Source organism: Amycolatopsis sp. NPDC004378 (genome assembly GCF_053602455.1).
In genome coordinates this window covers 85,349-106,234 of the sequence record NZ_JBSGDR010000012.1, presented here as the reverse complement: position 1 = coordinate 106,234, position 20,886 = coordinate 85,349, and the positions used below count along the sequence as shown (strand labels likewise).

Below are 20,886 nucleotides of genomic sequence, written 5' to 3'. Positions count from 1 at the left end.
TGAGCGCCGTGGCCGACCTGCTGGCACCGCGGGTACCCGGACCGGCACGGCTGCGGGAACTGCTGGCCGGGGACGACCTGGTGGTCGCCCCCGGCGCGTACGACGCGCTGAGCGCCCGGCTGGTCGAGGCCGCCGGGTTCCCGGCGGTGTACATGACGGGCTTCGGCACGACGGCGTCGCTGCTCGGCCGCCCCGACGTCGGGCTGCTGACGATGACGGAGATGGTCCAGGCGGCGGGCCGCATCCGGTCGGCGGTGGAGGTCCCGGTCATCGCCGACGCCGACACGGGGTACGGCAACGCGCTCAACGTGATCCGCACGGTCCGCGAGTACGAAGCGGCGGGCGTCGCGGCCATCCACCTGGAGGACCAGGTCGCGCCGAAGCGCTGCGGCCACCTCGAAGGCAAGCGCGTCGTCCCGGCGGAGACGATGACCGACCGCGTCCGGGCGGCCGTCGCGGCCCGCACCGACCCGGACTTCGTCCTGATCGCCCGGACCGACGCCCGGGCCGTGGAGGGCCTCGACGCGGCGATCGACCGGGGCCACCGGTACCGCGACGCGGGCGCGGACATGCTGTTCGTCGAAGCCCTGCAGTCGGAAGCGGAGATCGAACGGGTGGCGGCGGAGTTCCGCGACGTGCCGCTGCTGTTCAACTGGGCCGAGGGCGGGAAGACGCCGCCCCTGGGCCGGGACCGCCTGCGCGCACTCGGGTTCCGCCTGGTGATCTGTCCGATCTCGACGTTGCTGGCGGCCACCGAGGCGATGCGCGCGGTCCTCGGCCGGATCGCCGCCGACGGCACGCCGGTGCGGGCGGTCCGCGACCTGCCGGGCCTGACCGACTTCGCGGACCTGGCCGGGCTGCCGGAGATCGAGGCGATCGGCGACCGGTTCGGCGACGGCTGAGCGGTTTTGTCGGTGCTGCCCGGTAATGTCCTGGCCGTGGAAGCACCGGAACGCATTCAGGAACTCGCCGATCGCATCGTGGCGCTGCGCGACGCCTACTACCAGGGCTCCCCCTTGGTGGCCGACGCCGAGTACGACGCGGTCGAAGACGAGCTGCGCGCCCTGGTCGAGGCGAACCCGGAGCTCGCCCCGGACCCGAACCCGCTCGAGCAGGTGGGCGCGCCCGCGGTGCTGCACGCGCCGATCCGGCACTCGCGGCCGATGCTCTCCCTGGAGAAGGCGACCAAGCCCGAGCAGGTCGAGGCCTTCTTCGACCGCTTCCCCGGCCAGCCGGTCGTCGTCATGCCGAAGCTGGACGGCCTTTCGCTGGCCGTCGTCTACGAGAACGGCCGGCTGAGCCGGGCCGTCACGCGCGGGGACGGGACGACCGGCGACGACGTCACGATCCTCGCGCGCGCCCTCATCGACGGCATGCCGGACCGGCTCGACGCCCCGGGGCGCGTCGAGGTGCGCGGGGAGGCCGTCATGCTGCGGTCCACCTTCGCCGCCTACAACACCGCACACCCGGACAAGCCGCTGATCAACCCGCGCAACGCGGCCGCCGGCACGCTGCGCGCCAAGGACCCGGCCACGGTCGCCGAGCGGCGGCTCCGGTTCTTCGCCTTCGACCTCGACACCGACCCCGACAGCGCGGAGACCGACCTGGGCAGCGCGCTGCACACCCTCGGCTTCACCGCGGCCGACATGCGCCGCTGCGCCGGCGCCGCGGCCGCGCAGGCGGTGATCGCCGAGATCGAGCAGCAGCGCAACACCTTGGACTACGACCTCGACGGCGCGGTCCTGCGGCTCGCCGACCGCGACGCGTACGCCGCCGCCGGCACCCGGTCGAGCTCGCCGCGCGGCGCGCTCGCCTACAAGTTCGCCGCCGAGGAGAAGACCACCGTGCTGGCCGACGTCGTCTGGGACGTGGGCAAGACCGGCAAGATCGCCCCGGTCGCCTGGCTGGAACCCGTGTTCGTCGGCGGGACCACCGTCACCCGCGCGACGCTGGCCAACCAGGAGGTCATCAAGGCGCGCGGCATCAAGATCGGCGACACCGTGCTGGTGCGCCGCGCCGGCGACGTCATCCCGTTCGTGGCCGGTGTGCTCGACGCCTCGAAGCGCACCGGGGACGAGCGGGAGATCGTGCCGCCCAGCGCGTGCCCGTCCTGCGGGCAGCCGCTGACCGAGCAGGGCAACAGCCGCGAACTGTTCTGCACCAACGTCTCCTGCCCGGCGCAGACCGTGCGGCGGCTGATCCACTGGGCGTCGCGGGCCGCGGCCGACATCGACGCCATCGGCGGCGTCTGGATCGAGCGGCTCGCCGAGTCCGGCGACCTGGAGCACCCCTCCGACTTCTACCGGCTGACCAAGGAGCGGCTGCTGGAGTTCGACCGCATCGGGGACGTCTCGGCCACGCGCATGATCGAGTCGATCGACGGGAGCCGGGCGGTCGGGCTGCGCCGGGCGCTGATCGGGCTCGCCATCCCGATGGCGTCCGAGGGCACCGCCGCCCGCCTGTGCCGGGCCGGGTTCGGCTCGCTGGAAGCGGTCGCCGACGCGGGGGTCGACGGGCTGGTCGCCGTGGAGGACATCGGGCCGAAGGTCGCCGCTTCGCTGATCGAGCACCTCACGAGGCTGCGGCCCGAGCTCGAGCGGCTGCGGGAGCGGGGCGTGTCGCTGGACGTCCGCGAGGAGGACCTGCCGCCGGTCGTCGCGTCCGGGGCGCCCCTGGCCGGCAAGACCGTGGTGGTCACCGGTTCGATCAGCGACCCGCGCTCGGGCGAGAAGGTCCCGCGGCCGACCTTCCAGCGGCTGTGCGAGCGAGCCGGTGCGACCATTGCGTCCTCGGTCTCGGCGAGCACGGACCTGCTCATCACGGGCGCCGACGTCGGCGCCGCGAAGCTGACGAAGGCCGAGAAGCACGGCGTCGAGGTCGTCGACCAGAGCGAAATCTGGCCCCGGCTGATCGAAGCCGGAATCATCTGACGCAGCGGGGCGTGAGATGCTGCGACCGCGCAGCAGGCCCGAGGGAGAGGCGGAGCGGGTGACCACCTGGACCGATGTGATCAACTATGTCCGGACGCGGTACGAGGTCCTGGAGGACACCGACGGCTGGCTCCGGTTCCGCCTGCAGGGCCCGGACGGCCGGACGCAGCAGGTGACCGTGCACCACGTCGCGGAGCTGCACGGCGGCTCGTGGGTCGAAATCTCCTCGCCGGTCGGCTGGGCCGACAAGCTCGACCTGCGGCGCCTGCTCGACCTCGCCGGGACCTCGGCCGTCGGCGGGGCCGCGGTGGTCGACGGCGTCGCGCTGCTCAAGCACACCGTGCCGCTGGAGGACCTCAGCATCGAGCACGAGTTCGAGCGCCCGCTCAAGGCGGTCGTCGCCCGGGCGGACGCGCTCGAGCACGAACTGACCCAGTCGGACGAGTTCTAGCCGGCTACACGTGCATCGCGAGCCACAACGCCATCCAGGCGAGGCACGCGAGCGCTCCGCCGACTCCGAACGCCAGCAGCACGCGCCGCAGTCCCGCGACGATCCCGGCCCGGCCCGACACCTCGGTGATCCCTGCTTCGACCATGCCGATGTGTTGCCGCGCCCGGGGTCCGGCAAACATCGGGATCAGGATTCGCCCATCACCAGTCCCTCGATGGTGTGCTTCTGGGTGATGGGCACCAGGGTCTCGACGACCGGGCAGTGCAGGTGTGCGCGCACGGATTCCGGCAGTGACGCCCAGAACTCACGTGTCACGGCGGTGTCGTGGCGTTCGTCGTTCCCCGCGCCCGGCGCGTCGAGGCCCAGGACCAGGACCGGGCGGGACTTCGCCGAGTGGTTCGCGGTGCCGCGGTGGACGGTCAGCGCCGAGCGGATCGAGATGTCGCCCATCCGCGGGAACTTGCGCACGGCCAGCGAGCGGTAGCGCGGGTACGCCGAACGCGGCGGGAACATGCCGTGCTCGAACGCGCCGCCGTCGTCCCAGTGCGTGCCGGGCGCGATCTCGAACGGCCCCATGTCGGGCTCGGTGTCGACGGCGGTCACGTTGACGGCGAGCGAGTTGAGCCGGCGGTGGCGCGCGGTTTCCCCGGGCATCGGGAAGTCGCGGTGCCACGGCTGGTCGACCGCGCCGGCGAGCGGGACGTCGAAGCCGACCTCGACGATCCGGTAGTCCGGCCCCAGCACCGCTTCGGCGACCGCGGTGATCCACGGGTGCGCGGCCAGGTCGGCGAAGCCGCGCAGCTGCTCGGGGTGGATCTCGACGTAGAAGCGGTGGGGCCCGCGGCCGACGGCGCCACCCGGGCGGGCGCGGGCCTCGGCGAACGCCGCGTCGATGTCTTCGCCGAGCTGCCGGACCCAGTCACGGGAAAACGCTCCGGGCAGGCCGATGATGCCGTCCTCGTACAGGCGTCCGGTCAGCGTTTCGACCTCGGTGGTCTCGAGCAGTGCGGTCATTTCCGGTCCTCCGGTGGTCACGACGGCGTGGCGCCTTCAGTTTGCAACGTGGCATGCCACGTTGCAAGAGGTACGCTGCGGACGTGAACCCGAAACTGCGGGACGTGGCCGAGCACGCCGGCGTGTCGGTGCGGACGGTGTCCAACGTGGTCAACGGCTTCCGCTACGTGGCCCCGGCGACCCGGGAGCGGGTGCAGGCGAGCATCGACGAGCTGGGCTACCGGCCCAACATGGCCGCCCGCACGCTGCGCCGCGGCCGGACCGGGCTGGTCGCCCTGGTCATCCCGGAGATCGATTCGCCCTACTTCGCCGAGCTCGCCGCGCGGACCGTGCGCGTCGCCGAACGCCGGGGCTTGACCGTCCTCATCGACCAGACCGACGGCGACGCCGAACGCGAAAAGCAGCTGCTGCACGGCAACCGCAGCCAGCTCGTCGACGGCGTGCTGTTCAGCCCCTGGGCCGTCGCGCCCGCGGAGCTGACCGCCCGCACCGACACCGTCCCGCTGGTGCTGCTCGGCGAGCACGACGGCACGGCCGGCGTCGACCACGTCGCGATCGACAACGTCGCCGCCGCGCGCGAGGCGACCGGGCACCTGCTGGCCAAGGGACGCCGGCGCATCGCGGCGCTCGGCGTCCAGCCGCGGTCGCTGAACGCGACAGCCCGCCAGCGGCTCGCCGGGTACCGCGACGCGCTGGCGGACCTCCCCCGGCGGGAGGTCCCGGTCCGGCGCCTGCACCGGGCCGACGGCCACCGGGCGATGCTGGACCTGCTGAACCTGGCCGAGCCGCCCGACGCCGTCTTCTGCTTCACCGACGAACTGGCCCTCGGCGCCCTGCGCGCCGCCGCCGACCGCGGGGTGTCCGTGCCGGAAGACGTGGCGCTGGTGGGGTTCGACGACATCGAGGACGGCCGGTTCAGCGTCCCGGCCCTGACGACGGTGTCACCGGACAAGGACCGCATCGCCGAGCTCGCCCTCGACTGCCTGGCGGACGGAGCCGGGCCGCCGCGGTCGATCGTCGCGCCGCACCGGCTCGTCGTGCGCGGCTCCAGCTGACGCTCACGCGTCCCGGTTCACCACGCGCAGGATGAGCCACTGGTCGAACCACGCGCCGGCCGTGGTCACGACGAGCATGACCAGCCCCAGGATCAGGTGCGTGTAGCTGTGCAGCGGCGCGGCGCTGTCGGTGAGCTTCGTCAGGCCGAACTGGAGGCCCAGCCGCAGCACGAAGAGCACGGCGACCAGGCCGAGCGCCTGCTTGCTGCGCCACACCGCGCGCAGGTACTTGCGGCGCCGCGACAGGAGCGTGAACCACAGCGTCAGGTGCACCGCGACGAGCGCGAGCGGCAGGTACACGACCCACGGGTACCGGTCCGCGAACTGCAGGCTGAGGTCGTTGCTGGCCACCAGGAGCCCGACGAGCACGAAGTACCAGCCCGGCAGGCCTTCGATCTTCCCGGGCCGGGTCTCGGCCGCCACATCGGCCTCCCGCATCAGAAATCGGTCCATGCGCCGAGCGTGCCCGCACCGGCGGCGCGGGCGATCAGCCGGCGGTACGAGTTTTCGCCGCGGCCTCCTACCCAGGTACGAACTCCCGGCGTGCGCGGAGCGCGGCGGCGCCGGGTGCGGCACGATCGGCAGATGACCTTCGAAGGCCGCCCGGGCATCCCGTGGACCGGCCGCCGCGGCCCGCTGGTGGCCGAAGCGGTCGTCCTCGGTGTGCTGGTCGTGGTCGACATGGTCGTGGCGGCGCGGGCCGGGGCGGGCCGGGGTGAGCTGACGACCGTCGCCGTCGAGTTCGCGCCGGGCGTCGGGCCGGTCGTGGCGCTGCTGGCCGTGCTCCGCCGCCGGTTCCCCGACCACATCGCCGTGCTGGCGAGTGTCGTCTCCGGGCTTTCGCTGCTGGGCACGGCCGTCGCGGCGGCACTGGCGATCGCGGGGGCGCGGCTCCCGCCGCAGCCCGGGGCGGCCGAGTCCCTCGCGCTCGCGCTGATGGTCGGGGCGTGCTGCCACCGGCTCTCGCCGCGGGCGGCCACCGTCCAAGCGGTGCTCGGCGGCGCGGCCGCGACCCTGGCCCCGATCCTGCGCTACGGCACCGGCTCCCCCGCCGCGCTCTACGCCGCCGGGGCCGCGGTGCTGTGGGGCGGCGCGCTGGCCGGCGGGCTCGCGCTGCGCGACGCGGAGGTCCGCCACCGGGTGGACGTCCTCGAGCTCCGCTCGGCCGAACGGCTCCGGCTGGCCCGGGAGCTGCACGACCTGGTGGCCCACCAGATCACCGGCATCGTCGTGCGGGTGCAGGCCGCGCACCGCGTCGCCGAGCGCAGTGGCGGCGACACCGCGACGTTCGCCGAGCTCGAAACCGCCGGCGCGGCCGCGCTCGGGGCGATGCGCCGGCTGGTCGGCGCCCTGCGGACCGGCGAAGAAGACCTCTTCGTCCCGCCCGCCGACCTCGCCACCGCCGTCGACCGCGCGGTGCCCGACGACGACCGCATCCACCTCGACGTCAGCCCGGACCTCGCGACCTTGGCGGTCGCGCCGGAGGTGGTGACGACGGCGCACCGGCTGCTCACCGAGTCGCTGACCAACGTCCGGCGGCACGCACCCGACGCCGCCGAAGTCCGGGTGTTCGTCCACCACGAACCCCGCGGCGCGCTGCGCGTCGAGGTGGTCAACGACGGCGCCGGGCGGCCCGCCCGCCGGGGTGGCTACGGCCTGCTCGGGATGGCGGAGCGGGTGGCGGCGGTGGGCGGTACGGTGCAGGCGGGACCGGCGGACGGCCGGCGCTGGCGCGTCGTCGCGCAGCTGCCGCTCGAACCGGGCTGAGGCGAGGGGAGACCGGGTGCCGACGCGAGTGCTGATCGCCGACGACCAGGCGATGGTCCGCGCGGGGTTCCGGCTGATCCTCGAGGGCGAGCCGGACATCGAAGTCGTCGGCGAGGCCGCCGACGGCGACCAGGCGGTGCGCCTGGCCCGCGAACTGCGCCCCGACGTCACGCTGATGGACATCCGGATGCCCGGCGTCGACGGCCTGCGCGCGACGGAACTCCTGGCCGGCGCGGGCGTCCCGGACCCGCTGCACGTCGTGATGGTGACGACGTTCGGGCTCGACGAGAACGTGCACGCGGCGCTGCGGGCGGGGGCCTGCGGGTTCCTGCTCAAGGACGCCGGGCCGAACCTGCTCGTCGAAGCCGTGCACGCGGCCGCCCACGGCGAAGCGCTCGTCTCCCCCGCGATCACCACGCGGCTGCTGGCGCACTTCTCGCGCCGCGACACCCGGCGGGCCCCGGCCCCCGAAAGCCCGCTGACCCCGCGCGAACTCGACGTCGTGAAGGCCGTGGCCAGTGGTGCGACGAACGACGAGATCTGCCGGTCACTCGTGGTTTCGCTGCCCACGGTCAAAACCCACATCGGCGCGGCCAAGCGCAAGCTGGGCGCCCGCAACCGCACCGAGATCGCCATCTGGGCGTGGGAAAGCGGCCTGGTCCGCTGACCGCGGGACGCGCACGACGACCGTCCGCGCGACGACGTCGCCGAACCGCTGCCGGCGGCGCGTCGCCAGCATGACGACGACCCCGGCCAGGCCCCACGCGAAGCCGTCGACGAGCATCAGCAGATCCCGCACGACGAACGCGCCCAGCGTCGGGTGCCCGCCCTCGAGCGTCTGGACCCGCAGGCGCAGCCAGCGCATCGCCGGCGTCTGGCCGCCGTGCCGGTAGGGCCACCACACGAGGACGAAGCACAGCCCCGCGAAATCGAGGGCCAGCATCGTGTAGACGACGACTTCGAGGAACGGCAGCAGCGCCCGGCCGTGCGGGTGGAACAGCCAGACGACGGCGATGGCGAGCACCAGCATGGGCACGAAGACGAGCATCTCGTCCAGGAGGAACTGCACGACCCGGCGCCCGACGACCCCGATCCCCGTACCGGTCATGGGCCCATGATCGCGGCCCCGGCGGCCGGGCGCGCGCTGAACGCCTCATACCCCGGGCCGAGACGGGCCCCGGGAGTTCGTTCCCCGGGCTGATCACCGGAGCCCGCGGCCGGGCCAGGCTCGGGCGCACCCACTGCCGACGAAGGAGCCCCGGTGCGCATCTCCCGGACAGGACTGGCGGCCGCGACAGCCGCCCTCTTCGCGGCCGCGGTCCCCGCCGCGGCCGCCGACCCGCTCGCGCCGTACACGACGCAACAGCTCCACTGGGGTGACTGCCCGTTCAAACCCGCCGCGAACGACCAGCCCGTGCGGTGCGCGCTCGTCACGGTGCCGCGGGACTGGGCGAACCCCGCCTCCGGCACCGACTTGCGGGTGTCGATCAGCCGGGCCGCCGCGACCGGCGAACGGCGCGGCGCGCTCCTGCTCAACCCCGGCGGCCCGGGCGGTCAGGGCACGCCGCTGGCGGGCACGCTCGCCGGGCTCGAGCCGACGGTGCACGAGCTCTACGACTTCGTCGGCATGGACCCGCGCGGCACCGGCCACGCCGGCACCGACGATGCCGGCGTGGCCGGTGCCAGGTCCCCGTCGGACGGCTGCCCCAGGGTTCCCTCGACGCCCGCGACCGGTCGGCGGCGAGCGTCGCGGCCCACCAGCAGCTCCCGCGCGCCATCGCCGAAGCGTGCCAGAGCGACGCGCTCGCGCCGTACGTCACGACGTGGCAGACGGCCCACGACATGGACCTGATCCGCGCGCTGCTGGGCGACGAGAAGCTGAACTACCTCGGCTACTCCTACGGCACCTGGCTCGGCGCCAAGTACGCGTCCCTGTTCCCGGCGCACACGGGGAAGACCGTGCTCGACTCCAGCGTCGACTTCGACGGCCGGCTGCAGGCGGACTTCGAAGCGTTCCCGGTGATCGACCAGCGGCAGTTCGACGACGTCTACCTGCCGTGGCTGGCCCGGAACTTCCCCGCGCAGCTGGGCGGGACGGCCGCCGAGGTCAAGTCGAAGTGGGAGCGCGTCCGCGCCTACTACGGCGGCCACGGCGTCTCCCCCGACACCTTCGACGGCATCTTCGTCGGCAACGGCAGCGAGCTCCGGTGGCTGCTCGGCGCGCTGGTGTTCCTCCAGGGCGCGGCCGCGCTCGACGGGACGTCCGCCACGCCCCCGCCGGCGCTGGCGGACTCGATGGATGCCGCGTCCCGCAAGGCGTTCGGCGTCCCGGCCGCGGCGGTGACGCCGGATCGGGTGGCCGCGGCGGCGCCGGACTACACGCAGCGGCCCGGCACGCGGTACGCGGTCGCGTGCGGCGACCAGCCGACGCGGTCCGCCGCCTGGTACAAGCGGCTCAGCGACCGGCAGGGCCCGCGGTACCCGCTGTTCGGCTGGGCGTACGGGCTCGGTGAGACCTGCGGCTTCTGGTCCGAGGAGCCGCAGCACGAACTCCCGGACGTGCCGCCCGCCGTGGCGGCGGACATCCTGGTCGTGCAGGGCGAATTCGACCCGCAGACCGGCTACGAGGAGGCTTCGGCCGGCGCGCGCTCGGCCGGCGTCCCGCTGGTGTCGGTGGACGACTCGCCGTTCCACGGTCAGTACGCGCTGGCGGGCAACCCGTGTGTCGACGGGCTGGTGAACGTCTTCCTCACCAAGAACTCCCGGCCCGGCACCACGACCTGCCCCGGCGTGCCGCTGCCGGGTGAAGACCGGGTGTACCCGGTCGCCGGGCCGGTGCGGAGCACGCCGCCATCGGCCCGCACGAGCCTCGCGCCCGACGCGGCGGACGTGCGCACCCGGGTCCGGGACGAGGTCAGTGCCGTGAACCGCTAGCGGTCGCCGGGAAAGGCCGGTCGCTCGGCGGCCCCGACGGCAAGTCAGCGGGTACGGGACGGCCTGAGCACGATCGCGGCGACGACCGTCCACACCATCGACAGCACCCGGCCCACCGGGAGGAACGCGCTCGCGTAGGCGAAGGCCAGGGACAGCACCGAAAGCATCGCCAGACCGCCGGCGACGTACCCGAACCACCGGGCCGGTCCGGCGAACCCCCTCGCGGCTGCGAAGACGAAGATGCCCAGCGTGACGACGGTGACGACCCCTCCGGAGTAGAAGGTGCCCAGCCGCAAGGCCTGCACGGCGTCGAGCGATACCGAACCGGCGACGAGCGTCAGGGCGACGGAGAGGGCGCTCGAGACGAGCATGGCCAGCACGGAAACGACGGCGACCCCGGTCAGGGCGGGCTTGCGCGGGAGGGCCCGGGCGAAGACGGCGAAGCCGAGAACGGACACGGCCTGCAGCACGGCGGCGACGACCGCCGCGGCGGGGTTGGCGGTGTAGTAGGCCGCGACGTCGGCGGCCGGCGCGCCGGGCAGGGGCAGGCTGCGGTCGCCGAGCGCGCTGCCGGCGACCATCACCGCCAGGAAAGCGAGCAGGAAGACGGCCGCTCCGGCGATCGCCGGAGCGCGGCCGGGAGGTGCGGTGGTGGTGGACACGATGCGTGCTCCTCGGGGGACGGCGTGCGGACGGCCCGACCATCCCGCACGGGCGCCCGTGTCCGCGTCGGCGCAGAAGCGGCATCTCCGATACGTACGCCGACGTACGCCGGATTCCCGTGTCCAGCCGGGGTGACAAGCTCAGAGCGGCCGCGCGCGCTGGGTGATCTCCTCGAACAGCTCGCCCACCCGCCGGTGCATCTCGCAGCCGCCGTCGAGGCCCGTCCAGAACCGGCGCACCGCTCCGACCAGGCGGTAGCAGACGTCCACCGGGACCAGGTAGCAGCCGGTGCCGTGCTCGGTGCCGCGGAACACGATCGCCTCCACGTCCGGTTCCGCCGCGCCCAGCAGGGGGTGGGTCGCGGCCAGGTCGGTCCAGAGGTCGGGGGGCAGGACCGTTTCCGCGGCGCCCGCCGGGCCGGGCTGGAACGCCGTGACCCGGGTGCCGCGGTGCAGGACGAACGCGAAGCCCGCCGGGACGCCGAGTCCGCGCCAGTCCAGGCAGGCCACCGGGTGCGCGGGGTCCCACAGGTAGCGCTCCGGCACCGCGCGGTAGCGCGCGTCGCCGCTTTGGGTGAACAGGAGGAAGCACGCGCGGCAGGCGCACATCAGGCCGCGGCGGCCGGTGTCCACCACGTGCCCGTGGTGCGCGGCTACCGGCGTCCCGCACAGCTCACAGCGTTCGGGCCGGGCCGGGCTCCGTTCCCGCACCGCGGCGGGAACTCCACTGTGGACACTCATGACGCGCGGCCCGCCGGCGGTCCCATGCCGATCTGGTGCAGGGCGGTGACGAACTCGACGCCCTCGATCTCCGGTGCGGCATCGCGGACCGTGGCTTCTACCGTCGCCCGCGCCGCGCAGCCGCCGGTGTGCCACACCCGCACCACCGCGCCGTCGGTGCCCAGGTAGCCGGCCTCGCCGCCCATCCCCGCGAGCGCCCGCCGGACGCGCGCGGGCACGTCGAGGGGGTGCAGGTCGTGCAGGGTCAGCGGCCCCGAAACCCGCTCGTCGGCGGCGATCGCCTCGACCAGCGCCGGGTCGTCCGCGCGCAGCAGGGCGACGACCCGCGCGAGGCCCTCGCCGTGGAGATCCGTCAGCAGCCGGACGATTTCTTCGGTGCGCCAACGGTTTTCCCCGGCCAGCAGCGCGCCCAGAAGCGTTTCGAGGTCGGGCGTCACCGCTCCCCCGCCGTCCGGATCTCGCGCAGGATGCGGATCGCGGATCCGGACACGCTGCTCGTCGCCCCGGGGACACCGGCGCCGGCCGGGTCCTCCATGAACGGCATGAACTTGTCCGGGAACCCGGGCATGGTGCAGCCGATGCAGATCCCGCCGACGTTCGGGCAGCCGCCGACGCCGTTGATCCAGCCGCGCTTGGGCACGTTGCACTTGACCACCTGGCCCCAGCACCCCAGCTTCACCAGGCACCGCGGCGATCCGTGCCGGTCGGCGAACTCGTCCTGCTCGTAGTACCCGGCGCGGTCGCAGCCCTCGTGGACGGTGTTGCCGAACAGCCACTTCGGCCGCAGCGCCTCGTCGACGTCGATCTCCGGTGCCCGCCCGGACGCCTGGAACAGCAGGTGCAGGATGGTTTCGGAGAGGTTGTCGGGCTGGACCGGGCACCCGGGCACGCAGACGATCGGCAGCCCGGTCCGCGACCGCCAGTCGCGGCCGAGGTATTCGGGCACGCCCATGGCGCCGGTCGGGTTGCCCGCCATCGCGTGCACACCGCCGTAGCTGGCGCAGGTGCCGACGGCCAGGACCGCCATCGCCTTCGGGGCCAGCCGGTCGAGCCACTCCGCCGCCGTGACGGGCTGGCCCGTTCCGGGATCGGTGCCGAACCCCGACCAGTAGCCTTCGGCCTTGTTCGTCTCGTCGGCGATCGAGCCTTCGACGATCAGGATGAACGGGTCGAGTTCCCCGCGGTGCGCGCGGTGCCACCATTCGATGAAGCTGTCGGAGCCGCCGTCGGGGCCGCTGTGGAAATCGAGGAACGGCCAGTGCATGGCGATCTCCGGAAGGCCGGGAAGGCCGCCGAGAACGATCTCTTCGATACTCGGCTGGGTGGCCGCGGTGAGGGCCACGGATTCCCCGTCACAGCTCAGCCCGCCATTCATCCAGAGAATGTGGACGACCGGGGGCGGATTGCCGTCGCCGGCTTCGGTGGCGCTGACCATCGTCGACCCCTTCCTCGCGGGCGCGCGAGGAAGCCCACCGTAGCCCCGTCGGCCAGGCGCGGCAAGGGCACCGGACCTGCGGCGGGGACACATGTGATCGCCCGGCGGCCACCCCCGCCGCACCTTTTCCCGACTACACTGAAAATCCCAGCGAAAGGGGCAATGATCGTCATGGAATCGGCGGGCCGCACGCAGGGGGAGTCGATCGAGGTCGTCCCGGTCGAAATCGTCACGAAGATCTTTCCGGCGCGGCCGTCCGCCGTTCCGGGAATCCGGGAATTCGTCCAGGACTGCCTCGACGGCTCGCCGCTCGGGGAGGCCGAGGAGCGCGAGGTGGGCAACACGATCCTGCGCGCCCTGCTGACCGCGGCCGGACCGGCCGGCGTGCTCGAGGTCTCCTGCCGGAAGTACCCCCAGCGCGTCGAGTTCGACGTGCTGCCCTCCCGGATCCCGCAGCCGGGCCCGGTCGTCCCGCCGCCGGCCGCGGCCGCCAGCTTCGCGGAGTGGCTGGCGGAAGCGTTGCGCGGCAAGGGGATCACGAAGGAGACCGCGGCCGTGCAGCTGGGAGTGTCCGCGAAGACGCTGGGCCGGTGGCTGAGCGGCCAGACCGAGCCCCGGCTGCGCGACCTGCGCCGGATCGAGGACCGGTTCGGGGACGTGCGGCTGCGGTGAGGGACACAAGTGTCCTCAGCCGGCGGCGGGCATCGCCAGCTCGATGGTGCAGCCCGCCGCGTCGGAGCTGATGTCGAGCCACTCGCAGAGCTGGTCGGACATCCAGAGGCTGGTCCCCGGCCCGTAGAAGGCGGGGCCCGCGACCGGCCGGTCGCTGTGCAGCGTGCACACGATCCGGCCGGCCGCAGGCCGCACCCAGACGGCCGCCCGGTCGATGCCGCGCTCGAGCAGGTAGGCGATCGCCTCGCCGACGGCGACACCGAACAGCGTCGCGGCGTTCTCGGACCGAAGCAGAGCGCTCGCCCTGTCGAGCACGTGCCGCCGGACGGCGACCAGGTCCCCCTCGAAGCGGAAGAGGTCGGCGGCCAGGCCCGGCTGCTGGTCCGCGCCGGCCCCGCCGACGTCCTCGGGCGCGGCGAACTGCGCGGACGGCCGGACCTGCCCGTCGACGAGGCACTCGGGGTGCGTGCGGCGGGCGTCGGCGACCACGGTCGCGTCGACGGTCCTGGTGTCGTACGGGCAGATCATCCAGATCCGGGTGCCGGCCAGGACCACGTTGAACCCCGCCTCGGTGCGCTGCCACGTCGCTTCGTCGCGCGGCACGCCGGACCGCGCGGGCTCGGCGAGGATGCGCACGGTGCCGGTCGGCGTGGTGTCCCGGTGCCGGGTCCAGTACCGGTGCAGGGCCCCGGCCAGCTTCGCCGGCGCCCGGCCGAAGTAGGCCGATTCGGCGACCGCGATCCGGCCGGCTTCGGCGCCCATCACCGCGTGCAGCAGCTCGAGGTTGGCCGCCGTCGTGGTGACCAGGACCGGCTCGCCGCGGCGCAACCCGTCCTGGGCGAACGGCACGGCCATCGCGAGGAACTCGATGTCGCTCCCGTAGAGGCACCCTTGGTGGCGGAAGCCGGCCTCCCGCGGGCTGCCCGGGGTCGTCATGCGTACCGAGCCCGCTCAGGCCGTGCTTCGTCGCTCTTCATATCGATCGCCTTTCCCCGGGAAGCCCCTCGGATCGCTGGGAGCGTACTCGCCGGCGCCGATTCGGCCCGTGTCCGGGGAATTGATTACACTCGTTCAGAGCAATTGCGATCAATCACCGCCACCCGGGGACACCATTGACATTCCGGCTGGGCAGAGCGCCGGACACTTCTGTCCACGCTACTTCGGAGAAATTCCGACGACCAGGTGTTCGAAACCATTTCGGCCGGGTCAGGGGGAAACTTCCGTCTCCAGTCCCAGGATCCGGGTGGTGCGACGGCGGCGGAGCCAGCCGTGGGCCGAGGAGCCGTCCGGCAGCTCGTCGAGGAACGCCTTGCGCTGCGCCGACGTCATCGAGCGCCAGCGCACCGCCAGCACCGGCCGGACCGGCGGGATGAAGGCGCGCACCCGCTCGTGCGCGCCGGCCACGCGGATGTCGTACTCCCGGTCCGGCCGGTACGACAGCTCGAGGTCGATCAGGGGCTCCGCGCCGCCGGCCCGGTGCCGGCACCGCGAGAGGATCCGGGCGAGCTCGTCGATCGCGAGCTGCACGAGGCAGGGCATCTGGTCCTGCCAGCGGCCGAGGCGCGGGGCGTGCACCGCCGCCGCGGTCGCCTCGTCCGCCAGCACGATCAGCGCGCGGACCGCGGTGCCGGCCAGCTCGACGCGGATCCGCCGCCGGTCCGCGTCGACGGCGAACCGCAGCACGCGGCCGGCCACGACGGTTCCCGAGCGCAGCCCGACCCACTCCTCGACGGCGTCGGGCGAAGGGCAGGACGACACGAAGGTGAACGCCAGTTCGTCGCCGGCGAGGTGCATCGCCACCGGGAACAACGAACCGAGGTCGTGCATGAACGCCGAGCCGATGACGAGTGCGGCCCGCGAGCCGCCTCCGGTCATCGCCTCCTCCCTCCCGTGCGCTACACCTGCAGATCGGCTTCGATGCGTTTGAGGTAGTGCCGCGCCAGCGCCAGGTTCGCCCGTTCGCGGTCCAGCACCAGGTAGAGGAACAGCGAGTTCCGGTTCGTGTTCAGCAGCCGGATCAGGTGGTACTGGCGGTGCAGCGTGATCAGGATGTCCTCGATGCTGTCGTTCAGCGCGAGCGAGGACATCACCCGCATCTTCGACCGCACGACCTCCGTGTTGCCGGCCGCCGCGACCTCCAGGTCCAGCCATTCGCCGCCCCCGCTGGTGCCGAGCGACATCCCGCTGTCGTAGTCGACCAGGGCGACCCCGACGGCACCGGTGATGGACATTGCTTCCTTGAGCGCCGTGTCGATGTTCATCATCATGCTGCTTTCCTTCCGTTGAACGGCAACGTTGCGCTACGCGGCCAGGATCGCGCCGATCCGTTCGATCACCGGCCGGGCCTCGAACAGGAGGCGCCCGACATTGAGCCCCTTGTCCCCGAGGACGACCATCAACGCCAGCCGTCCGACGGCGTACACGGCCATGTAGCCGTCGCTGCCGAACACCACGGTCTGGCTCAGCGTGCCCTTCCCGGTCATTTCCGCCGCCTGGCGCGCGATCCCGAGGTCGGCCGCGGCGAGCGCGGAGATCTTGGCCGGGTCGATGTAGTCGTCCGCGTCGGCGATGATCGGGATCCCGTCGACGGCGGCCAGCACCGAGCCGGTCACTCCGGCAACGGTTTCCCGCAGGTCGCGCAGCTCGGCGGCCAGTGCTTCGAAGTCCAAGACTCTTTTCTTTCTGCTTCACGCCGAATGCGCGCAGGGAAAATCGCACAAGCGCACAGCTGGTGAATTCAATCAACCGTTCGGGTAGCTCTCGCCGCGGAACCCTACCGCCATCATTACTGGCCGCCAATCAACCCCGGCACACTCAGTCGAGTATTACACGATCGGGTGAAACACTCTTAGTTTCTGAAACGGGACACCATTTGCCCCCGCTGCCCGTTGTCCATTGATCACCGTCGCATGATTCTTTTCTGTTTCAAGATCTCAGAACGCCGCCGGCGGGCCCGTGAACTGCCCGGATGACGACCGCCGCACGACGGCTTCCGGCGGCGCCGCTGCCCGCGGGACGGTGGCGGCGCGTCCGGTCCCGGGCGGGAAGATCGTCCGTGTGCCGGCGCGGGCTCCGGGTCGGCCGACCTCCGTACCGCGTCTCCGTAGTTGCCCCGACGCGCCCGGCGGCCGCGGCGGCGATCGTGGGCCGCATGACGAAACAGCTTGTGGTGACCGAGCGGCGCCGGCTCACGGCGGTCCGTGCGGCTCGGTTGTTCGACGGTGTGGGCGCGGCCGCGGTGCCGGACCCGCTGGTGGTGCTCGACGGCGCCACGATCCTGGGCGTCGAGTCCGGCGGGACCGCGCCGGACGGCGCCGACGTCGTGGACCTGGCCGGCACGACGCTGCTGCCCGGCCTGGTCGACACGCACGTCCACCTGGCCTTCGACGCCAGTTCCGACCCGGTCGCCCGGCTCGCCGCGCGCGACGACGACCAGGCCCTGGCCGCGATGGCCGAGGCCGGGAGCGCGTCGCTGCGCGCGGGCGTCACGACCGTGCGGGACCTCGGCGACCGCGGCTACCTCTCCCTGGCCCTGCGCGAGCGGGCCGACCAGCCGACGGTCGTCGCCGCCGGGCCGCCGATCACCAGCCCCGGCGGGCACTGCCACTTCCTCGGCGGGGTCGCGGAGGCGAGCGAGGCCGGGGTGCGGCGGGCGGTGCGCGAGCACGTCGACCGCGGGACCGACGTCATCAAGATCATGGCCAGCGGCGGGACGATGACGCCGGGCACGCGCCAGGAAGACGCGCAGTTCGACCGGGCCGTCCTGCGGGCCGCCGTCGACGAGGCGCACCGCCACGGGCTGCCGGTGACCGCCCACGCGCACGGCACCCCGGCCATCGCCGACGCCCTCGCGGCGGGCGTGGACGGCATGGAACACGTGTCGTTCTGGACCGCCACCGGCGTCGACCACGACGAGGAGCTGCTGCGCGCCCTCGTGGACCGGGGCGTGGCGGTCGGCGCGACCGTCGGCATGGTGCCGGTCGAGGGCCTGGCCCCGCCCGAGGAGATCGCCCGGCGGCTGCCGGGAGTCGCCGCGAACTACCGGCGGCTGCACCGGCTCGGGGCGCGCGTGGTCGCGGGGACCGACGCCGGCATCGCGCCGGTGAAACCGCACGGCGTGCTGCCGTGGGCGCCGCTGATGCTGCGCCAGCTCGGCCTTTCGCCGGCCGAGACGCTGCGGGCGATCACCTCGGTCGCGGCGGGCGTGTGCGGGCTCGCGCACCGCAAGGGCCGCGTCGCGCCGGGCTTCGACGCCGACCTGCTGGCCGTCGACGGTGATCCGCTGGCCGACCCGCGCGCGCTGCGCCGGGTCCGGGCCGTGTGCGCGCGGGGGACGTGGATCGCATGAGGACGTTCCTGAGGGCACTCGTCGCGGGACTGGCCCGGGCCGCGTGGTTCCCGGCGCCGGTGTGGCCGCGGTTCCGGTGGCCCGGAGAACCACGCTGAGCGGGCCCGGGCGCCGTATCGTACTGGCGCATGGAGCTCGGTCGGGGGTTCGTCGGCCGGACCGGCGAGCTGGACCTGCTGCGCGCCGGTCTCGAGGGGGCGCGGGCCGGGCGCGGCCGTCTGGTGCTCGTCGTCGGGGAGCCGGGCATCGGCAAGACGAGCCTGGCCCGCGAGCTGGCCCGGCACGCCGAGGGGGCGGGCGTGCCGGCCGGCTGGGGCCGCGCGAGCGACGACGAAGGCAGCCCGCCGTACTGGGTCTTCCGGCAGCTGGCCCGCTCGCTCGGGCGGCCGTTCCCGATCGACGGCGCCGGCGGCTCGGCCGAGGCGCGGTTCGCCGCCTTCGAAGCCTTCGCCGACGCCCTGCGCGAGGCGGCCACCCCGCACGGCCTGCTCGCGGTGCTGGACGACCTGCAGTGGGCCGACGCGGCTTCCCTCGCGTTGCTGGTGCACCTCGCCCGCGACCTCGACCGCGCGCCGGTCATGCTCGTGGTGACCTACCGCGACACCGAAACCACCGGCCGGGAGGCGCTCACCACGGCGCTGGCGGCGCTGGCCCGCGAGCCGGTCCTGACCCGGATCCGGCTGGCCGGCCTCACCGAGGCCGAGGTCGTCGAGCAGCTGGGGCACGCCGACGTCTCCCCCGCCGTCGCGGCACTGGTGAGCCGCCGGTCGGGGGGCAACCCGTTCTTCGTGGCGGAACTGGCCCGGCTGGCCCGCACCGACGGGGACGCGCTGCCGGACGGCGTGGTCGACACCGTCCGGGCGCGCCTGGCCCGGCTGAGCGAGCCGTGCCGCCGGCTCGTCGCGACCGCCGCCGTGCTCGGCCGCGACCTCGACCCCGCCGCCCTGGCCGAAGTCACCGGCCGGGCGACGGCCGACGTCCTCACCGATCTCGACGAGGCCGCCGACGCCGGCATCGTCACCGCGCACAGCTTCAAGCACGACCTCATCCGCGAATCCGCGGCGACCGGCCTGCCGACGGCGGCTCGGCTGACGGCGCACGCCCGGCTGGCGGCGTGGCTCGGGGACCGGGACCCGGCCCGGGTCTCCGAGATCGCCCACCACTGGCTGGAGTCGCTGCCCGTCGGTGACGCGGCGCGGGCCGCGGAGTGGGCCGAGCGCGCCGGCGACCAGGCCCTGGCCCAGCTCGCCTGGGAACGCGCGGCGGTCCTCTACCGGCGCGCGCTCGAAGCCGCCCCGGCGTCCGCCGCCTGCCGGGCCCGGCTGCGGCGGCAGGAGGGCATCGCGCACCTGCGCGGCGGGGAGATCGAGCGGGGTTCCCGGATCCTCGAACTCGCCGCCGAGGCGGCCCGGGAAGCCGGTGACCCCGCCCTGCTCGGCGAAACGGCCCTGGCGATGGAAGGCCTGTCCGACCCGTGGGGCAGCTTCAGCGGCGCCAAGATCGCCGGCGAAGCCCTCGCCGGACTGCCCGCCGGCCACGATCCGCTGCGGGCCCGGCTGCTCGCCCTGCACGCGGGGGAAGCCGGGTTCCTCGGCAGCGATGAGGCCGAGACGGCGTCCGCCGAGGCGCTGACGATCGCCGACCGGCTCGGCGACCCGGTCGTGCTGCGGTCGGCGTTGCGCGCCCGGCAGATGGTGCGGTCGGCCCCCGGCGGCGTTCAGGAGCGGCTGGCCCTCGCCCACCGGATGATCGCCCTCGGCGAGGACAACGGCGACGCCGACGCGGCGCAGTGGGGCCGGTTGTGGCGGTTCGACGCGCTCCTCATGCTCGGCCGGTTCGGCGAAGCCGAGCACGAGCTGACCGCGATCCGGCAGCTGGCCGACCGGCTGCGGCGGCCGCTCGCGCGCTGGCACCACCTGCGCAGCCTCGCCACGATCGCGGTCGCCCGCGGCCGGTTCGACGAAGCCGTCGAGGCCCTGCAGCAGAGTTTCGCGATCGTCGCCGACCGGGCGCACATGTCCCTGCAGGGCGTGCCGATCACCGTGCTGGCCGCCATCGCCGGGCTCACCGGCCGGGCCGACCTGGTGACCCCGGCGATGGAGCGCATCTTCGCCGAGAACGCGCCGCCGTTCGTCACGCTGCTGCACGCCGCGTGGACGCTGCAGCTGGGCGACCGCGCCGGAGCGGGCGAGCTCTACCGCCGGGCGGCCGCACCCGACCCGGTTCCGGTGCCGGCCATCCTGCCCGTGGCCGCGGTGACCGTCGAGGTCGGCGCGGAGTTCGGGCCGCCCGACGCCGTCGAGCGGGCGGCCGCGATCCTGCGTCCGCACGCGTCGTTGTTCGTCACCGGCGGCGCCGGATCGATCCTCGTCACGGGTTCGGCGCACCGGTACCTCGGGCTCGCGGCGGCGGCTCTCGGCCGGCTCGACGAGGCGGTCCGGGAGTTCCGGCTCGCGATCGCGGCCAACGACGAAGCCGGGACCCCGCCCTACGCGGCGCTGGCCCGCTTCGAACTGGCGAAGGTCCTGGCGCGGCGAGCGCGTCCGGGTGACGTCGCGGAAGCACTGGGCCTGGCGGCGTCGGTGTCCGCGACGGCCACGCGGCTCGGGATGTCCGTGCTGCGACGCGACACCGACGCCTTCGCCGCCACCCTGCGCGGCGACACCCCGGGCCCGCTGACCCGGCGTGAACGGGAGGTCGCCACCCACGTGGCCGACGGCCTGACGAACAGGCAGATCGCCGCGCTGCTGCACATTTCCGAGCGGACGGCGGAAAGCCACGTGCAGCACATCCTGACCAAGCTGGGGTTCACGAACCGCGCGCAGATCGCGACCTGGCGGACCGCGAACCCCGAGCGCGGGACGACCTGACCGCCGC

Annotated in this window: 23 protein-coding genes; 11 read left to right on the top strand and 12 right to left on the bottom strand. The window is 73.8% G+C overall.

Annotated elements, in window-relative coordinates; translation table 11 throughout:
• Positions 1-8 precede the first annotated feature (8 nt).
• From ACWEN0_RS30390 to ACWEN0_RS30380, 3 genes are read left to right on the top strand one after another with little or no spacing between them, the layout of a single operon-like run.
• The gene (locus ACWEN0_RS30390) at positions 9-902 is read left to right on the top strand and encodes an isocitrate lyase/PEP mutase family protein (RefSeq protein ID WP_451981050.1); all 894 of its coding nucleotides are present in this window, start codon (positions 9-11) and stop codon (positions 900-902) included.
• A 36-nt stretch (positions 903-938) separates the two neighbouring features.
• Positions 939-2,930: an NAD-dependent DNA ligase LigA gene (gene ligA / locus ACWEN0_RS30385; RefSeq protein WP_451981047.1), complete on the top strand. Its 1,992-nt coding sequence runs from the start codon at positions 939-941 to the stop codon at positions 2,928-2,930.
• A gap of 58 nt (positions 2,931-2,988) precedes the next feature.
• The gene (locus ACWEN0_RS30380) at positions 2,989-3,381 is read left to right on the top strand and encodes a hypothetical protein (RefSeq protein WP_451981044.1); all 393 of its coding nucleotides are present in this window, start codon (positions 2,989-2,991) and stop codon (positions 3,379-3,381) included.
• A 4-nt stretch (positions 3,382-3,385) separates the two neighbouring features.
• Here ACWEN0_RS30380 and ACWEN0_RS30375 read toward each other — a convergent pair whose 3' ends face one another.
• A complete protein-coding gene (locus ACWEN0_RS30375) occupies positions 3,386-3,526 on the bottom strand; it encodes a hypothetical protein (RefSeq protein WP_451981042.1) in 141 nt (46 codons plus the stop codon).
• A gap of 41 nt (positions 3,527-3,567) precedes the next feature.
• On the bottom strand, positions 3,568-4,395 hold the full coding sequence (locus ACWEN0_RS30370) for a phytanoyl-CoA dioxygenase family protein (RefSeq protein ID WP_451981039.1): 828 nt from the start codon (positions 4,393-4,395) through the stop codon (positions 3,568-3,570).
• An 83-nt stretch (positions 4,396-4,478) separates the two neighbouring features.
• On the opposite strand from ACWEN0_RS30370, the gene ACWEN0_RS30365 reads away from it, so the two are divergent.
• Positions 4,479-5,450: a LacI family DNA-binding transcriptional regulator gene (locus ACWEN0_RS30365; protein ID WP_451981037.1), complete on the top strand. Its 972-nt coding sequence runs from the start codon at positions 4,479-4,481 to the stop codon at positions 5,448-5,450.
• A 3-nt stretch (positions 5,451-5,453) separates the two neighbouring features.
• Here the strand turns inward: ACWEN0_RS30365 and ACWEN0_RS30360 are convergent, their stop codons facing one another.
• On the bottom strand, positions 5,454-5,903 hold the full coding sequence (locus ACWEN0_RS30360; RefSeq protein WP_451981034.1) for a hypothetical protein: 450 nt from the start codon (positions 5,901-5,903) through the stop codon (positions 5,454-5,456).
• A 132-nt stretch (positions 5,904-6,035) separates the two neighbouring features.
• Here ACWEN0_RS30360 and ACWEN0_RS30355 point away from each other — a divergent pair, with 132 nt between their 5' ends.
• Both ACWEN0_RS30355 and ACWEN0_RS30350 read left to right on the top strand, forming a co-directional pair.
• The gene (locus ACWEN0_RS30355; RefSeq protein ID WP_451981031.1) at positions 6,036-7,217 is read left to right on the top strand and encodes a sensor histidine kinase; all 1,182 of its coding nucleotides are present in this window, start codon (positions 6,036-6,038) and stop codon (positions 7,215-7,217) included.
• A gap of 16 nt (positions 7,218-7,233) precedes the next feature.
• Positions 7,234-7,884, top strand: a complete 651-nt coding sequence (locus ACWEN0_RS30350; RefSeq protein ID WP_451981028.1) for a response regulator — start codon at positions 7,234-7,236, stop codon at positions 7,882-7,884.
• On the opposite strand, the gene ACWEN0_RS30345 is transcribed toward ACWEN0_RS30350, so the two are convergent.
• Positions 7,765-8,325, bottom strand: coding sequence for an RDD family protein (locus tag ACWEN0_RS30345; protein WP_451981026.1), 561 nt, complete (start codon positions 8,323-8,325; stop codon positions 7,765-7,767). The two genes, ACWEN0_RS30350 and ACWEN0_RS30345, sit on opposite strands and share 120 nt — an antisense overlap.
• A 153-nt stretch (positions 8,326-8,478) precedes the next feature.
• On the opposite strand from ACWEN0_RS30345, the gene ACWEN0_RS30340 reads away from it, so the two are divergent.
• The gene (locus ACWEN0_RS30340) at positions 8,479-9,069 is read left to right on the top strand and encodes a hypothetical protein (protein WP_451981023.1); all 591 of its coding nucleotides are present in this window, start codon (positions 8,479-8,481) and stop codon (positions 9,067-9,069) included.
• Positions 9,060-10,151, top strand: a complete 1,092-nt coding sequence (locus ACWEN0_RS30335; protein ID WP_451981020.1) for an alpha/beta fold hydrolase — start codon at positions 9,060-9,062, stop codon at positions 10,149-10,151. Before ACWEN0_RS30340 ends, ACWEN0_RS30335 begins: the two co-directional genes overlap by 10 nt.
• A 44-nt stretch (positions 10,152-10,195) precedes the next feature.
• Here ACWEN0_RS30335 and ACWEN0_RS30330 read toward each other — a convergent pair whose 3' ends face one another.
• From ACWEN0_RS30330 to ACWEN0_RS30315, 4 genes are all read right to left on the bottom strand, one after another.
• On the bottom strand, positions 10,196-10,813 hold the full coding sequence (locus ACWEN0_RS30330; RefSeq protein ID WP_451981017.1) for a hypothetical protein: 618 nt from the start codon (positions 10,811-10,813) through the stop codon (positions 10,196-10,198).
• 141 nt (positions 10,814-10,954) lie between these two features.
• Positions 10,955-11,524, bottom strand: a complete 570-nt coding sequence (locus ACWEN0_RS30325) for a DUF5947 family protein (protein WP_451981014.1) — start codon at positions 11,522-11,524, stop codon at positions 10,955-10,957.
• Positions 11,525-11,550: 26 nt separating this feature from the next.
• Positions 11,551-11,991: a NifU family protein gene (locus tag ACWEN0_RS30320; protein WP_451981011.1), complete on the bottom strand. Its 441-nt coding sequence runs from the start codon at positions 11,989-11,991 to the stop codon at positions 11,551-11,553.
• Positions 11,988-12,989, bottom strand: a complete 1,002-nt coding sequence (locus ACWEN0_RS30315; RefSeq protein ID WP_451981008.1) for an NADH-quinone oxidoreductase subunit B family protein — start codon at positions 12,987-12,989, stop codon at positions 11,988-11,990. Before ACWEN0_RS30315 ends, ACWEN0_RS30320 begins: the two co-directional genes overlap by 4 nt.
• A gap of 162 nt (positions 12,990-13,151) precedes the next feature.
• On the opposite strand from ACWEN0_RS30315, the gene ACWEN0_RS30310 reads away from it, so the two are divergent.
• On the top strand, positions 13,152-13,661 hold the full coding sequence (locus ACWEN0_RS30310) for a helix-turn-helix domain-containing protein (RefSeq protein WP_451981005.1): 510 nt from the start codon (positions 13,152-13,154) through the stop codon (positions 13,659-13,661).
• Positions 13,662-13,676: 15 nt separating this feature from the next.
• Here the strand turns inward: ACWEN0_RS30310 and ACWEN0_RS30305 are convergent, their stop codons facing one another.
• The 4 genes from ACWEN0_RS30305 to ACWEN0_RS30290 all read right to left on the bottom strand — a co-directional run bounded on the left by ACWEN0_RS30305 (position 13,677) and on the right by ACWEN0_RS30290 (position 16,330).
• Positions 13,677-14,597, bottom strand: a complete 921-nt coding sequence (locus ACWEN0_RS30305; RefSeq protein ID WP_451981002.1) for an anti-sigma factor RsbA family regulatory protein — start codon at positions 14,595-14,597, stop codon at positions 13,677-13,679.
• A 270-nt stretch (positions 14,598-14,867) separates the two neighbouring features.
• A complete protein-coding gene (locus tag ACWEN0_RS30300; protein ID WP_451980999.1) occupies positions 14,868-15,536 on the bottom strand; it encodes a hypothetical protein in 669 nt (222 codons plus the stop codon).
• A gap of 20 nt (positions 15,537-15,556) precedes the next feature.
• Positions 15,557-15,922 carry a hypothetical protein gene (locus ACWEN0_RS30295; RefSeq protein WP_451981549.1) on the bottom strand — a complete coding sequence of 122 codons (366 nt, stop codon included), beginning with the start codon at positions 15,920-15,922 and terminating at the stop codon, positions 15,557-15,559.
• A 39-nt stretch (positions 15,923-15,961) separates the two neighbouring features.
• Positions 15,962-16,330, bottom strand: coding sequence for a roadblock/LC7 domain-containing protein (locus ACWEN0_RS30290; RefSeq protein WP_451980996.1), 369 nt, complete (start codon positions 16,328-16,330; stop codon positions 15,962-15,964).
• A 482-nt stretch (positions 16,331-16,812) separates the two neighbouring features.
• Between ACWEN0_RS30290 and ACWEN0_RS30285 the strand changes: the two genes are divergently transcribed.
• Positions 16,813-18,009, top strand: a complete 1,197-nt coding sequence (locus tag ACWEN0_RS30285) for an amidohydrolase family protein (RefSeq protein WP_451980993.1) — start codon at positions 16,813-16,815, stop codon at positions 18,007-18,009.
• Between the two features lie 128 nt (positions 18,010-18,137).
• Positions 18,138-20,879 carry a helix-turn-helix transcriptional regulator gene (locus tag ACWEN0_RS30280; RefSeq protein WP_451980990.1) on the top strand — a complete coding sequence of 914 codons (2,742 nt, stop codon included), beginning with the start codon at positions 18,138-18,140 and terminating at the stop codon, positions 20,877-20,879.
• Positions 20,880-20,886 lie beyond the last annotated feature (7 nt).

What these genes read in the sequence shown, in the direction of transcription:
- ACWEN0_RS30310 (WP_451981005.1), top strand. Translation starts at nt 13,152, where the DNA reads ATGATCGTCATGGAATCGGCGGGCCGCACGCAGGGGGAGTCGATCGAG.
- ACWEN0_RS30345 (WP_451981026.1), bottom strand. Translation starts at nt 8,325, where the DNA reads ATGACCGGTACGGGGATCGGGGTCGTCGGGCGCCGGGTCGTGCAGTTC.
- ACWEN0_RS30295 (WP_451981549.1), bottom strand. Translation starts at nt 15,922, where the DNA reads ATGAACATCGACACGGCGCTCAAGGAAGCAATGTCCATCACCGGTGCC.
- ACWEN0_RS30370 (WP_451981039.1), bottom strand. Translation starts at nt 4,395, where the DNA reads ATGACCGCACTGCTCGAGACCACCGAGGTCGAAACGCTGACCGGACGC.
- ACWEN0_RS30360 (WP_451981034.1), bottom strand. Translation starts at nt 5,903, where the DNA reads ATGGACCGATTTCTGATGCGGGAGGCCGATGTGGCGGCCGAGACCCGG.
- ACWEN0_RS30375 (WP_451981042.1), bottom strand. Translation starts at nt 3,526, where the DNA reads ATGGTCGAAGCAGGGATCACCGAGGTGTCGGGCCGGGCCGGGATCGTC.
- ACWEN0_RS30335 (WP_451981020.1), top strand. Translation starts at nt 9,060, where the DNA reads ATGGACCTGATCCGCGCGCTGCTGGGCGACGAGAAGCTGAACTACCTC.
- ACWEN0_RS30315 (WP_451981008.1), bottom strand. Translation starts at nt 12,989, where the DNA reads ATGGTCAGCGCCACCGAAGCCGGCGACGGCAATCCGCCCCCGGTCGTC.
- ACWEN0_RS30355 (WP_451981031.1), top strand. Translation starts at nt 6,036, where the DNA reads ATGACCTTCGAAGGCCGCCCGGGCATCCCGTGGACCGGCCGCCGCGGC.
- ACWEN0_RS30285 (WP_451980993.1), top strand. Translation starts at nt 16,813, where the DNA reads ATGACGAAACAGCTTGTGGTGACCGAGCGGCGCCGGCTCACGGCGGTC.
- ACWEN0_RS30300 (WP_451980999.1), bottom strand. Translation starts at nt 15,536, where the DNA reads ATGACCGGAGGCGGCTCGCGGGCCGCACTCGTCATCGGCTCGGCGTTC.
- ACWEN0_RS30305 (WP_451981002.1), bottom strand. Translation starts at nt 14,597, where the DNA reads ATGACGACCCCGGGCAGCCCGCGGGAGGCCGGCTTCCGCCACCAAGGG.
- ACWEN0_RS30280 (WP_451980990.1), top strand. Translation starts at nt 18,138, where the DNA reads ATGGAGCTCGGTCGGGGGTTCGTCGGCCGGACCGGCGAGCTGGACCTG.